14 protein-coding genes are annotated in these 12,978 nt (G+C 59.7%); 9 read left to right on the forward strand and 5 right to left on the reverse strand.

The features are described from left to right. Window positions 1-92 precede the first annotated feature (92 nt). The 7 genes from pdhA (at window position 93) to lipA (ending at window position 7,538) form a co-directional block, all read left to right on the forward strand. Window positions 93-1,136: a pyruvate dehydrogenase (acetyl-transferring) E1 component subunit alpha gene (pdhA, locus tag EGT36_RS13630; protein WP_004441604.1), complete on the forward strand. Its 1,044-nt coding sequence runs from the start codon at window positions 93-95 to the stop codon at window positions 1,134-1,136. Between the two features lie 17 nt (window positions 1,137-1,153). After that, entirely contained in the window at window positions 1,154-2,575 is a 1,422-nt protein-coding gene (locus EGT36_RS13635) for a pyruvate dehydrogenase complex E1 component subunit beta (protein WP_035208868.1), read from the forward strand. Window positions 2,576-2,589: 14 nt separating this feature from the next. Then, window positions 2,590-3,960, forward strand: a complete 1,371-nt coding sequence (locus EGT36_RS13640; RefSeq protein WP_037089151.1) for a pyruvate dehydrogenase complex dihydrolipoamide acetyltransferase — start codon at window positions 2,590-2,592, stop codon at window positions 3,958-3,960. Window positions 3,961-3,972: 12 nt separating this feature from the next. Next, window positions 3,973-4,617, forward strand: coding sequence for an SGNH/GDSL hydrolase family protein (locus tag EGT36_RS13645; protein WP_006697549.1), 645 nt, complete (start codon window positions 3,973-3,975; stop codon window positions 4,615-4,617). A gap of 57 nt (window positions 4,618-4,674) precedes the next feature. Further along, entirely contained in the window at window positions 4,675-6,120 is a 1,446-nt protein-coding gene (gene lpdA, locus EGT36_RS13650) for a dihydrolipoyl dehydrogenase (protein WP_037089153.1), read from the forward strand. 95 nt (window positions 6,121-6,215) lie between these two features. Next, on the forward strand, window positions 6,216-6,464 hold the full coding sequence (locus EGT36_RS13655; RefSeq protein ID WP_004441618.1) for a GlsB/YeaQ/YmgE family stress response membrane protein: 249 nt from the start codon (window positions 6,216-6,218) through the stop codon (window positions 6,462-6,464). Between the two features lie 102 nt (window positions 6,465-6,566). Further along, window positions 6,567-7,538, forward strand: a complete 972-nt coding sequence (gene lipA, locus EGT36_RS13660; protein ID WP_004441621.1) for a lipoyl synthase — start codon at window positions 6,567-6,569, stop codon at window positions 7,536-7,538. 204 nt (window positions 7,539-7,742) lie between these two features. On the opposite strand, the gene EGT36_RS13665 is transcribed toward lipA, so the two are convergent. The 3 genes from EGT36_RS13665 to EGT36_RS30515 form a co-directional block, all read right to left on the reverse strand. Then, window positions 7,743-8,672, reverse strand: coding sequence for a DMT family transporter (locus EGT36_RS13665; RefSeq protein WP_022556104.1), 930 nt, complete (start codon window positions 8,670-8,672; stop codon window positions 7,743-7,745). 90 nt (window positions 8,673-8,762) lie between these two features. After that, on the reverse strand, window positions 8,763-9,497 hold the full coding sequence (locus EGT36_RS13670; protein WP_125270469.1) for a helix-turn-helix transcriptional regulator: 735 nt from the start codon (window positions 9,495-9,497) through the stop codon (window positions 8,763-8,765). Between the two features lie 125 nt (window positions 9,498-9,622). Further along, a complete protein-coding gene (locus tag EGT36_RS30515; protein WP_172965646.1) occupies window positions 9,623-9,799 on the reverse strand; it encodes a hypothetical protein in 177 nt (58 codons plus the stop codon). 249 nt (window positions 9,800-10,048) lie between these two features. On the opposite strand from EGT36_RS30515, the gene EGT36_RS13680 reads away from it, so the two are divergent. Both EGT36_RS13680 and EGT36_RS13685 read left to right on the forward strand, forming a co-directional pair. Next, on the forward strand, window positions 10,049-10,618 hold the full coding sequence (locus tag EGT36_RS13680; protein WP_006697547.1) for a P-loop NTPase family protein: 570 nt from the start codon (window positions 10,049-10,051) through the stop codon (window positions 10,616-10,618). Between the two features lie 9 nt (window positions 10,619-10,627). After that, on the forward strand, window positions 10,628-11,080 hold the full coding sequence (locus EGT36_RS13685) for a type II toxin-antitoxin system RatA family toxin (RefSeq protein WP_037089160.1): 453 nt from the start codon (window positions 10,628-10,630) through the stop codon (window positions 11,078-11,080). Here the strand turns inward: EGT36_RS13685 and EGT36_RS13690 are convergent. Both EGT36_RS13690 and EGT36_RS13695 read right to left on the reverse strand, forming a co-directional pair. Beyond that, the gene (locus EGT36_RS13690) at window positions 11,062-11,571 is read right to left on the reverse strand and encodes a CinA family protein (RefSeq protein WP_037089162.1); all 510 of its coding nucleotides are present in this window, start codon (window positions 11,569-11,571) and stop codon (window positions 11,062-11,064) included. The two genes, EGT36_RS13685 and EGT36_RS13690, sit on opposite strands and share 19 nt — an antisense overlap. Then, window positions 11,568-12,755 carry a bifunctional 2-C-methyl-D-erythritol 4-phosphate cytidylyltransferase/2-C-methyl-D-erythritol 2,4-cyclodiphosphate synthase gene (locus tag EGT36_RS13695; RefSeq protein ID WP_037089163.1) on the reverse strand — a complete coding sequence of 396 codons (1,188 nt, stop codon included), beginning with the start codon at window positions 12,753-12,755 and terminating at the stop codon, window positions 11,568-11,570. The genes EGT36_RS13690 and EGT36_RS13695 overlap by 4 nt, the downstream gene beginning before the upstream one ends. Window positions 12,756-12,978: the final 223 nt, after the last annotated feature.

The following is a 12,978-nucleotide window of genomic DNA, read 5'->3' on the forward strand; positions in this document are numbered from 1 at the left end:
GTGCCATGCGTTTAAAGCATTGCTGCATGGCGCTTTCTTGCATATGGTACGCGCCAATCTATCCATTCAAACGGCAACTCAGGGAGGGATGAATGGCGCCGCGAAAATCAGCGACCGTATCCGGCCGCAAGACAACGGCAAAGTCCGCAACCGAATTCACCGGCAAGAACAGCCCCGACTTCTCGAAGGAAGAAGAGCTTCACGCCTATCGCGAGATGCTTCTGATCCGCCGTTTTGAAGAAAAGGCCGGCCAGCTCTATGGCATGGGCTTCATCGGTGGTTTCTGTCACCTCTATATCGGCCAGGAAGCTGTCGTCGTTGGCATGCAGATGGCTCAGAAAGAGGGCGACCAGGTCATCACCGCCTATCGCGACCATGGTCACATGCTCGCCTGCGGCATGAGCGCCCGTGGCGTCATGGCCGAACTGACCGGCCGCAAGGGCGGTCTGTCTAAAGGCAAGGGCGGCTCCATGCACATGTTCTCGAAAGAGAAGCATTTTTATGGTGGTCACGGCATCGTCGGTGCCCAGGTGTCGCTCGGCACCGGCCTCGCATTCGCCAACCGCTATCGCGGTAACGACAACGTCTCCGTGACCTACTTCGGTGACGGCGCGGCGAACCAGGGCCAGGTCTATGAGAGCTTCAACATGGCCGCTCTCTGGAAGTTGCCGATCATCTATATCGTCGAAAACAACCGTTATGCCATGGGCACCTCGACCGCCCGCGCCACCGCCCAGTCGAACTATTCGCTGCGTGGCCAGTCCTTCGGCATTCCAGGCATTCAGGTGGATGGCATGGATGTGCGCGCCGTCAAGGCAGCAGCCGATCAGGCGCTTGAACATTGCCGTTCCGGCAAGGGTCCGATCATTCTGGAAATGCTGACCTACCGTTACCGCGGTCACTCCATGTCCGACCCGGCGAAATACCGTTCCAAGGACGAAGTGCAGAAGATGCGTTCGGAACACGATCCGATCGAGCAGGTGAAAGCACGCCTTCTGGAGCAGGGCTGGGCCAGCGAAGACGAACTCAAGGCCATCGACAAGGATGTCCGCGATATCGTTGCCGACAGCGCCGACTTCGCCCAGAACGACCCCGAGCCGGATGCGTCCGAGCTCTACACCGACATTCTGCTCTGATCGGGAAAGGGAAACCCATGCCTGTAGAAATTCTTATGCCCGCCCTTTCCCCGACCATGGAGGAAGGCACGCTTTCCAAATGGCTTAAAAAGGAAGGCGACAAGGTCACCTCCGGCGACGTGATCGCGGAAATCGAAACCGACAAGGCGACCATGGAAGTGGAAGCCGTGGATGAAGGCGTCATCGGCAAGCTGCTGATCGATGCAGGCACCGAAGGCGTCAAGGTCAACACCCCGATCGCCGTGCTCATCCAGGAAGGCGAAAGCGCCGACGACATCTCTTCCTCTGCCAAGAAGGAAGAGCCGAAGGCCGAAGCTGCCAATTCCGGTTCTGATGCCGCTGGCGGCAAGACCCGCGAAGCGACCGAAGAGCCGAGCGCTTCCAAGGAAGCCGCGAAGGTTCCGGCAGCGCCCAAGATCGACGTCGCCGCTGACCCGGACATTCCGGAAGGCACCGAAATGGTGATGACGACGGTGCGTGAAGCGCTGCGTGACGCGATGGCCGAAGAAATGCGCGCCGATGAAAAAGTCTTCATCATGGGTGAAGAAGTCGCCGAATATCAGGGCGCCTACAAGATTACCCAGGGCCTGCTGCAGGAATTCGGCGAGCGCCGCGTCATCGACACCCCGATCACCGAACACGGCTTTGCCGGCATCGGCGTCGGCGCAGCCATGACCGGCCTGAAGCCGATCGTCGAATTCATGACCTTCAACTTCGCCATGCAGGCGATCGACCAGATCGTCAACTCGGCAGCGAAGACCCTGTACATGTCGGGCGGCCAGATGGGCGCGCCGATGGTATTCCGTGGTCCTTCGGGTGCTGCTGCCCGCGTTGCGGCCCAGCACTCGCAATGTTACGCCGCATGGTACAGCCATATTCCGGGCCTCAAGGTCGTCATGCCCTATACGGCTGCCGATGCGAAGGGTCTTTTGAAGGCCGCCATCCGCGATCCGAACCCGGTCATCTTCCTCGAGAACGAAATTCTCTACGGCCAGAGCTTCGAAGTGCCGAAGCTCGATGATTTCGTGCTGCCGATCGGCAAGGCGCGCATTCATCGCAAGGGCAAGGACGCAACCATCGTTTCCTTCGGCATCGGCATGACCTATGCGGTGAAGGCTGTTGCGGAACTCGAAAAGCTCGGCATCGACGTCGAACTGATCGACCTGCGCACCATCCGCCCGATGGACCTGCCGACCGTTATCGAATCGGTGAAAAAGACAGGTCGTCTCGTCACTGTCGAAGAAGGCTTCCCGCAGTCATCGGTCGGTGACTTCATCTCCAACCAGGTCCAGCGCGCTGCTTTCGATTATCTCGACGCGCCGATCCTGACGATTGCCGGCAAGGACGTTCCGATGCCTTACGCGGCCAATCTGGAGAAGCTGGCGCTTCCGAATGTCGATGAAGTCGTCCAGGCCGTCAAAACCGTCTGCTACAAGTAAGGGGAGGCGTTTCGATGCCAATCAACATCACCATGCCTGCCCTTTCTCCGACGATGGAAGAGGGCAATCTGGCCAAGTGGCTGGTCAAGGAAGGCGACAAGGTCGCACCCGGTGACGTGATCGCCGAGATCGAGACCGATAAGGCGACCATGGAAGTGGAAGCCGTCGACGAAGGCACCGTCGCCAAGCTTGTCGTTCCGGCCGGCACGGAAGCCGTGAAGGTCAACGCCCTCATCGCAATCCTCGCCGCCGATGGCGAGGATGTGGCCGAGGCGGCAAAGGGCGGCGATGCCGCTCCCGCCAAGGCTGAGGCAAAGACGGAGGCCCCCAAGCAGGACGCCGTCAAGGCGGAAGCGCCGAAGGAAGAGGCTGCCCCGGCGAAGGCTGAAAAGCCGGTTGCCGACCAGCCCGCTGCCTCGTCCACGCCAGCGCCGGTTGCAAAGTCCGGCGAGCGCATCTTCGCTTCGCCGTTGGCACGTCGTCTCGCCAAGGAAGCCGGTCTCGACCTTTCGGCCGTTTCCGGTTCCGGCCCGCATGGCCGTATCGTCAAGACCGACATTGAAAAAGCTGCGGCTTCCGGCGGTGCAAAGGCTGCTCCCGCCGCTGCTGCATCCGCAGGCACACCGGCTCCGGCGCTTGCCAAGGGCCAGTCGGACGAAGCCGTTCTCAAGCTGTTCGAAGAGGGCTCCTACGAGCTCGTGCCGCATGACGGCATGCGCAAGGTCATTGCCAAGCGTCTGGTCGAATCCAAGCAGACCGTTCCGCATTTCTACGTTTCGGTCGATTGCGAGCTGGATACGCTTCTGGCGCTGCGCGCCCAGCTTAACGCCGCTGCCCCTGAAAAGGACGGCAAGCCGGCCTACAAGCTTTCGGTCAATGATATGGTCATCAAGGCGCTGGCGCTGGCCCTTCGTGACGTGCCCGACGCCAACGTCTCCTGGACGGAAAGCGCCATGGTCAAGCACAAGCATTCGGATGTCGGCGTTGCCGTTTCCATTCCGGGCGGCCTGATAACGCCGATCATCCGCAAGGCCGAGCAGAAGTCGCTCTCCACCATCTCCAACGAGATGAAGGACTACGGCAAGCGCGCGAAAGAGCGCAAGCTGAAGCCCGAGGAATATCAGGGTGGCACGACCGCCGTGTCCAACATGGGCATGATGGGCGTGAAAAGCTTCTCCGCCGTCATCAACCCGCCGCATGCCACCATCCTGGCGGTCGGCGCGGGTGAAGAACGCGCTGTCGTCAAGAATGGCGAGATCAAGATCGCCAACGTCATGACGGTCACGCTCTCCACCGACCACCGTTGCGTCGATGGCGCGCTCGGAGCCGAACTGATCGGCGCCTTCAAGCGCTACATCGAAAACCCGATGGGCATGCTGGTTTGATCGGAGAGTAAGATGGTGAAGTCGGTCCTCTGCTTTGGCGATTCCCTCACCTGGGGATCAAATGCGGAAACGGGTGGCCGGCACAGCCATGACGATCTTTGGCCGAGCGTCTTGCAGAAGGCGCTCGGTCCTGACGTGCATGTGATTCACGAAGGTCTGGGTGGTCGCACCACCGCCTATGACGACAACACCGCCGATTGCGACCGCAACGGCGCGCGGGTTCTTCCGACGTTGTTGCACAGCCATGCGCCGCTGGATCTGGTGATTATCATGCTCGGCACCAACGACCTGAAGCCGTCAATCCACGGATCGGCGATCGTTGCCATGAAGGGTGTCGAACGGCTGGTGAAGCTCACGCGCAACCACATCTGGCAGGTGCCGGACTGGGAAGCGCCTGACGTGCTGATCGTCGCACCGCCGCAGCTGTGTGAGACGGCCAATCCGTTCATGGGCGCGATCTTTCGCGATGCGATCGATGAATCGGCGATGCTGGCGTCCGTTTATCGGGATCTGGCCGACGAGCTTGATTGCGGCTTTTTCGATGCGGGTTCCGTCGCCCGAACGACGCCGGTGGATGGCGTTCATCTCGATGCTGAAAATACGCGGGCCATCGGGCGGGGGCTGGAGCCCGTCGTCCGCATGATGCTCGGACTTTAAGAACAATTCCCGGTCGTGGCGCTGCTCGCGACCCGATAGGACAAGGCAGGATTTCCAATGGCTCAATCATATGACGTCATCATCATCGGTTCGGGACCGGGCGGTTACATTGCCGCGATCCGCGCAGCCCAGCTCGGCATGAAGGTTGCCGTCGTGGAGCGTGAGCATCTGGCCGGCATCTGCTCCAACTGGGGCTGCATTCCCACCAAGGCGCTGCTGCGCACAGCCGATGTCATGCACACCGCCACCCACGCCAAGGAGTACGGCCTGACGCTGGAAGGCTCGATCAAGCCTGACGTCAAGGCAATCGTGGCGCGCTCGCGCGGCATTGCAGCCCGCATGAACAATGGCGTCGGTTTCCTGTTCAAGAAGAACAAGGTCGATATCATCTGGGGTGAAGCCAAGATCACCAAGCCGGGCGAAATCGTGGTCGGCAAGTCCACCAAGCCGGTGGTGCAGCCGCAGGGTCCGGTTCCGAAGAACACGCTGGGCGAGGGTACTTATACAGCCAAGCACATCATCGTCGCCACGGGCGCCCGCCCGCGCGCGCTGCCCGGCATTGAGCCCGATGGCAAGCTGATCTGGACCTATTTCGAGGCAATGAAGCCGGAAGAAATGCCGAAGTCGCTGCTCGTCATGGGCTCCGGCGCGATTGGCATCGAATTCGCCAGCTTCTACCGCACCATGGGCGTGGACGTGACCGTTGTCGAAATCATGAGCCAGGTCATGCCTGTCGAAGATGCGGAAATATCCACCTTCGCCAAGAAGCAACTCGAAAAGCAGGGCATGAAGATCCATCTGGAAACCAAGGTTTCGAAGGTGGAGAAGGGCGCAAACTCCATCACCGCGACGCTGGAGAAGAAGGACGGTTCTTCCGAAAAGATCACGGCTGATCGCATGATCTCCGCCGTCGGCGTCGTTGCCAATATCGAAGGCATCGGCCTCGAAGCTGCCGGTGTGAAGACCGATCGCGGCTTCATCGTCATCGACGGCTACGGCAAGACCAACGTTCCCGGCATCTACGCCATCGGCGATGTCGCGGGTCCGCCGCTGCTGGCCCACAAGGCGGAGCACGAGGCTGTCATCTGCGTCGAAAAGATCGCCGGTCTGCCGAATGTTCACCCGATGGACAAACTGAAGATTCCCGGCTGCACCTATTGCAACCCGCAGGTCGCTTCTGTCGGTCTCACCGAAGCCAAGGCCAAGGAACAGGGCCGGGATATCCGCGTCGGCCGCTTCTCCTTTGCGGCGAACGGCAAGGCTGTCGCGCTGGGTGAAGATCAGGGCATGGTCAAGACCATCTTCGACAAGAAGACCGGCGAGCTGCTCGGCGCGCATATGGTCGGGGCGGAAGTGACCGAACTTATCCAGGGCTTTGTCGTCGCCATGAATCTGGAGACGACAGAAGAAGATTTGATGCACACGATCTTCCCGCATCCGACCATTTCGGAATCGATGAAGGAAAGCGTGCTCGATGCCTATGGACGTGTGCTGAACGCATAAGTGCCGCGTGATGCCCGGCATTGTCTAACCATGCCGGGTGTCCCATATGTCTCGATACAGCCTTAAGGCGGGCTGTTATTTCAGGGAGCGTGGGAATGGAAAGTGTAGGCTGGATTGCAGCAATCATCATCGGCGGTCTCGCCGGCTGGCTTGCCGGCAAGCTCATGGATATGCGTTTCGGCATTTTCATGAACATTGTCCTTGGCATTGTCGGTTCGGTGGTTGCTGTTGCGGTGCTGCGAACCTTCGATGTTTTCGTGCAGGATAGCAGGCTCGGTTATTTCGTTACCGCCTTCATCGGCGCAAGCCTGTTGCTGTTCGTGGCTAAGCTCGTGCGGCGCTGACAAGGCGTCGTGACCGGAAGGGGCTTACGCTTTTTCTGGAATTGTTCTAAAGCATCGCACCAAAGATGTCTGGATCGCCAAGGGCGATGGAAGCAGGTTTTTATGGTCACTATTCTCGACAGGACGTCGTCTGACGAAAAGCGTATCCGCCACCCGGAAAAGGCGCACAAGCCTGATACCGAGGTGATGCGCAAGCCCGAATGGATCCGCGTCAAGGCGCCGACCTCCAAGGGTTACCACGAGACGCGCGAACTGGTGCGCAGCCACAAGCTGGTGACCGTGTGCGAGGAAGCCGGCTGTCCAAATATCGGCGAATGCTGGGACAAGAAGCACGCGACCTTCATGATCATGGGTGAAATCTGCACCCGTGCCTGCGCCTTCTGCAACGTCGCGACCGGCAAGCCCAATCCGCTCGACATGAATGAGCCGGAAAATGTCGCCAAGGCCGTCAAGCAGATGGGACTTTCCCACGTCGTCATTACCTCCGTCGACCGTGACGATCTCGCCGATGGCGGCGCTGAACATTTCGAAAAGGTGATCTGGGCGATCCGCGCAGCCTCTCCGACGACCACAATCGAAATCCTCACGCCCGACTTCCTGAAGAAGCCCGGCGCGCTGGAACGTGTCGTTGCCGCAAAGCCCGACGTCTTCAACCATAATCTGGAAACGGTTCCGGGCAACTACCTCACGGTCCGCCCGGGTGCGCGCTATTTCCACTCGGTGCGCCTTCTGCAACGGGTGAAGGAACTCGATCCCACCATGTTCACCAAGTCGGGCATCATGGTTGGCCTCGGTGAAGAGCGCAATGAAGTGCTGCAGCTGATGGACGATCTGCGCAGCGCTGACGTCGACTTCCTGACCATCGGCCAGTACCTGCAGCCCACCCGCAAGCACCACAAGGTCGAGGCTTTCGTGACGCCGGAGGAATTCAAGTCCTACGAGACGGTGGCTTACACCAAGGGCTTCCTGATGGTTTCGTCAAGCCCGCTGACCCGTTCTTCCCACCACGCCGGTGACGATTTCGAACGCCTGCGTGCGGCACGCGAAAAGAAGCTGCTGGCGGCTGCGGAATAAGCGACGCAAGGTTCGCCAATACGGCGTTGAGATTTGAAGTCTTCATGTTATCACCATCGTCATGCTCGGGCCTGCCCCGAGCATCTGCAACCTATGAAAATGACAATGGGTGACTAGATCCTTGGGAAAGGCCCGAGGATGATGGTGCGTGAGACGCGGCGCCTGCGGATCAATGCAATCGTCTGTTTTTGGCCTTCAGGCCGATCACGCCGCAACCTTTTCAGGCCTGTGCGCCCGCATGCAGAGCACGACGCTCAGCACGACCGAGCAGATCGCCAGGACCTCGACCAGCGTCGGGCCACGCCCTTCCCAGAGAAAACCGTAAAGCAGCGCAAACAGCGTTTCAAACAGGATCATCTGCCCAACCATGGTAAGCGGCAGCATGCGGCTCATACGGTTCCAGAAGGCATTGCCGAGGATGGACGCGGTGAAGCCGAGCCCGGCGGCGATGGCGGCGAAATACAGCCAGTCGCCCGTGCTGTGGCTTTCTCCACCCAGTGCGAAGGCGGGGATGGCGAGCGCCAGCGCAAGCCCGCCGGTCACTACACCCGTCATCATGTTCCAGTCATCTGCGCTCACATCGTGAAGGCGCGACAGCCAGCGGGCATTGCCTACGGCGAAAGCCGTCCATGAAGCCAGCGCCCCGAGCGCGCAGGCAAGGCCGATGACACGAGAAATATCCAGACCCGCATCGTTTTCCGTCAGCGACTGCCATGAGATGCCGAGAATGCCTATCGCGCCGAAGGCAAGCGACGGCCACAGCCGCTTCAGCGATACGGCGCCGTGGTCGCGGCTGCCGATGATGGTAACGGCAACAGGCAGGAAGCCGATGATGATTGAGGTGAAGGCGACGCCGCTCAATTTCACCGCGGTCGAGATGAAAACATAGTAGGCGATGTTGCCGATCATGCTCAGCCAGCCAAGCGCCAACCATTCGCGCGCGCCAAACCGCGCCGACACTTGTTTGAGGCGTGGCCCGATGATGACCAGCGAAATCAGCCCATAGGTCAGGTAGCGCGCCGTGGAAAGCTGCAGGGCGGAAAAATCCGGCACGAGTTTCGGAGCGAGAAATATCCCGCCCCAGAGCGCACCCGCCATTATGCCGTAAAAAACACCGAGACCAGTCCTGTTCATGTCCATCACATCCGCATTCACATTTGTCAGCGATGTGCCACAGGCGGTTGCGGCTGTCTTGACAAAAACTCCTGACGAATGTGAGCGGTTCTAATGAATGCCGTGGCGGCGGCGATACGCGGCGGGGGTCTCTCCCACCGCAAGGCGCATGGCCCGTGTCAGTGCCGTCTGGTCGGAAAAACCGGCCCTGAGCGCGATTTCGGAAATCGGCATGACGGAGTTGCTGAGCAGGACGCACACCTTCTCCATGCGCAACCCGGAAAGCCACCGATGCGGCGGAACACCGAATTCTTCGAGAAACAGCGCATGCAGGAGGCTGTCGCTGAGCGTCATGCAAGAGGCCAGCATCTCGATCGTCCACGGAAAGAAGGGCTCGGCCCTCACGACTTCGCTCAGCTTTCGCAGGCGCTGGCGCATATCGCGCTTGTTGTTGGCAAGGCTGTCAACCAGCAGCGGCGCCCAAATGGCGGCAATATCGTCACGGCGTCCATCCGTTCCAACCAGGCTGCGCATATAGGCGATCAATTGACGTGTCTCAGGCGCAATATAGAGGAAGGGCGCGTGAGCGAATTTTTCAAGCGTCTGTTCGGGAATCAAGCATTCATCGATATCCACCACCAGCGAATGATTGATGGCCGTGGCTTCCTGGGTATGCGGAAGATCGCGGTGGATAAAGACGCCGCGCCCGATGGACAACTCATCTTGCCGTCCTGCCACATCGATACGCAGGCAACCCGAGACCGGCAGAACGATCTGAACGAATGCGTGTCGCTCCTTCGGTCTTTCCTGTCTGTAGGTTCTGATGTCGGCTGATGCGGCTGTCATAACGCTGTCGTTTCCATTGGGCAAAGAAACGGCCGCCTGGAAAAGCGGCCGGTTTCATTGGGTGATTATGACATTGTCTTGAAGATTGGGCCAGCCGGCTTTATCGGTCGGCCAGGCGCCGGCAATTAACAGTCTTCCTTGGCGGTCGATTCGCCGCTCTTGCCCTTGCGCAGAACCGGCTTGTTTTCTCTCGCCTCGCATTTGGCGACGTCGATCAGATAGGCGAGCACAGGCATGCCGTTCATCGATGCAAGCTGTTTGGCGGATTCGAGAAGGTTGATGATGTTGGAAAAATCGTCCATCGGCTCACTCAGTGGCTCAAAGCGGTTATGTATCGGGTCTGAACCCAAGGATGAATAGGCTGGGCGAAATAGGGAGCTTCCAGCGCCGTTGCATCCAATGGGTGTAATATTAGTCGCAAATAAATAGCAATCCCCCGCAAGGGGTTGCAATAGTCAATTTTCCGTAACTGCCATGCGCCACCCGGATATCGATTGAAAGCAATCGCCAGATGGGAGAGGGGCGCGCAGCGGTCGAATGGGGCTCAGAATATGCCGAACTACCTCGAAAAGGCGGATGATGCGGCCGCCATCATCGCTGGCGCGCGCCGCATCATGATCGTCGGCTGTTCCGGCGGTGGCAAGTCCACGCTCTCGCGCAAGCTCGTGCGGCGCTTTGGACTGGAATATATCTCGATGGACCGGGAGATCTTCTGGCTGCCGGGCTGGCAACTGCGCCCGCGTGCGGAACAGCGTGAAAGGATCGCGGACTTCGTTGCGGGCGAGCGGTGGTTGATGGATGGCAGCAATCCCTCGTCGTTTGATCTGCGTCTGCCGAGAACCGATATCGTGATCTGGGTTCGCATGCCGCGCTGGCTCTGTCTCTGGGGTGCCACCAGCCGAATCGTGAAAGGCTACGGCAAGGCGCGACCGGAAATGGCGCAGGGCTGCCCTGAGCGACTGGACCGCGAATTCCTGCGCTACATCTGGAATTTCGAGCGGCGACACGCACCACTTTTCGAGCAGAATTTCGACCTCTATGGGCCGGATGTGCCGGTATGGCAGCTGAAAAGCCGAAAACAACTCCGCCGCCTTCTTGATCTTCTGCACATCGAGGATTAACTGCCGCTCATGCCCAAGTTCGAAACGCATCGTTTTGTAAAACACTCGCCGGACCGCATGTACGACCTCGTCGCCGATGTGGAGAAGTATCCGCAGTTCCTGCCCTTATGCGAAGCACTTACCGTGCGCTCCCGCAAGGAGCGCGATGGCAAGACGCTGCTGGTGGCGGATATGACCGTGGGTTACAAGGCCATTCGCGAGACCTTCACCACGCAGGTTCTGCTCAATCCCGCGGAACGGGCCATCAACGTCAAATATATCGACGGGCCATTCAAATATCTCGACAATCGCTGGCGTTTCGATGCTGCCGAGGGCGGCTCCAACGTGCATTTCTTCATCGAATACGAGTTCAAGAACCGCCTCTTGGGCGCAGTCATGGGGTCCATGTTCGACCGTGCCTTCCGCATGTTCGCAGAAGCTTTCGAGACCCGCGCCGATAAGATCTACACCAATCCCGCCTGACGGAGGGCAATCAGCATCTCGAGCGCCGTCCTGACCGTTGCAAGACGGATGTCCGTACGGCCGATCTCGCCATAATGCATTTTCTGATGCAGGCTCCGGCCGTGACGGGCCTTGGCGGCCAGATGAACGAGACCTACCGGCTTTTCGGCGGATCCGCCCCCCGGACCGGCAATGCCGGTAACGGCAACCGCGAAATCGGCGCGTGACCGGAACAGGGCGCCGTGCGCCATCTGCAGTGCGGTTTGCCGCGAGACCGCGCCAAAGCCCGTCAGCGTTTCAGCGCCAACGCCAAGCATGTCCATCTTGGCCTCGTTCGTATAGGTGACAAAACCGCGGTCGACCACCGCCGAGGAGCCCGAAATCTCCGTCAACGCACCCGCGATCAGGCCGCCCGTGCAGCTTTCCGCGGTCGAGACCATGAGACCGTCTGCTGCAAAATCAGCAATGATCTGCCGTGCGAGCCCTTCAATATCCGCTGGAAACAGGCTCATAGCGGTCTGCCCCTGTAAACGACCGTGGCGGTGGCGATTGCTGCGATCCCCTCCCTGCGACCAACGAAGCCGATGGTTTCATTGGTCGTCGCCTTCACCGAGCAACGCTCCAGCGAGATGCCGAGCATGTCGGAGAGCGCTTCCCGCATGGCCTGCCGATGCGGCCCGATGCGCGGCGCTTCGGCGATCAGCGAGACATCGGCATTCATGATCGTGCCGCCATTGTCGCGCACCACTTTCGCCGCGTGCTCCAGAAATATGCGGGAAGGAGCTCCTTTCCATTGCGGATCGGAAGGAGGGAAATGGTCACCGATGTCGCCAGCGCCGCAGGTCGCCAGCAAGGCATCCGTCAGCGCATGCAGCGCAACGTCCGCATCCGAATGACCTTTGAGCTTCTGATCATGCTCGATGAATATGCCGCACAGCGTCACGCCTTCTCCGGCCTCCAGCTGGTGTACGTCGTAGCCGTTCCCGGTGCGCACGTCCGGCATTGCATGAGAGAGCTTTTCATCGGCCATGGCGATATCCCGCTTGAGAGTGAGTTTCACATTATCGACCGAACCTTCGGTCAATGTTACTGCCAGACCCGCCCATTCGGCAATCGACGCGTCATCGGTAAAATCCGATTTTCCCGAGGCGGCAGCAGCGCGATGCGCGGCGAGGATGTCGGCATAGTCGAAACTCTGTGGGGTCTGTGCGGCATAAAGGCCCAGTCTCGAAACCGTGTCGGTGACACGATTGCCCGCGCCGCGTTTCAGCGTGTCAGTGACGGGCAGGGCGGGTAGAACACCGCCCGCGCCCTCCCGGTGCAGGGCGACAATACGTTCAAGCATATCGACGGAAACGAAAGGCCGCACCGCGTCGTGGATCATTACGTGGCTCAGGCCATGGCGGGAAAGCGCCTCCAGCCCTGCCAGAACAGACTGCTGCCGTGTCACGCCGCCAATAACCGTGGTGACGCGCTCCCCGGCATCAAGTCGCTGGAGAACCGGAGTGAGCAGCGCCGTATCGTCCGCATGGTGCACGACGACGATATGGGAAGCGTTCTTCCACTGGAGGAACGTCGACAGAGTGTGCTCGATCACCGCCTTGCCGCCGATCGGACGATATTGTTTCGGACCCTCCTCGGGAGAGCCGGCTCTTTCCCCGCGTCCCGCGGCCACGATGACGATGCCGAGTTTCATAGTACGTTCCTGCATTGGTCGTATGCTTTGCGTGCAACCCTTCGTGGTTGACAGTCATGCTCTAGCGTTTCAAAACCCGGATGGCCAGCCCGATAAGGCGGGCATCAGCCCCGCAAAGCGCAGGACATGACGTTGCTGCGCCTTCGAAGCTGCACAATTTGCCGCCGACAGCAAAACAGGCAGGCAGCCGCTCAGCAAATAAAAGGTGCAACCTTCTAAAAGT

The sequence above is a fragment of the Agrobacterium sp. FDAARGOS_525 genome (assembly GCF_003938925.1).
Taxonomy (GTDB): Bacteria; Pseudomonadota; Alphaproteobacteria; order Rhizobiales; family Rhizobiaceae; genus Agrobacterium; species Agrobacterium pusense.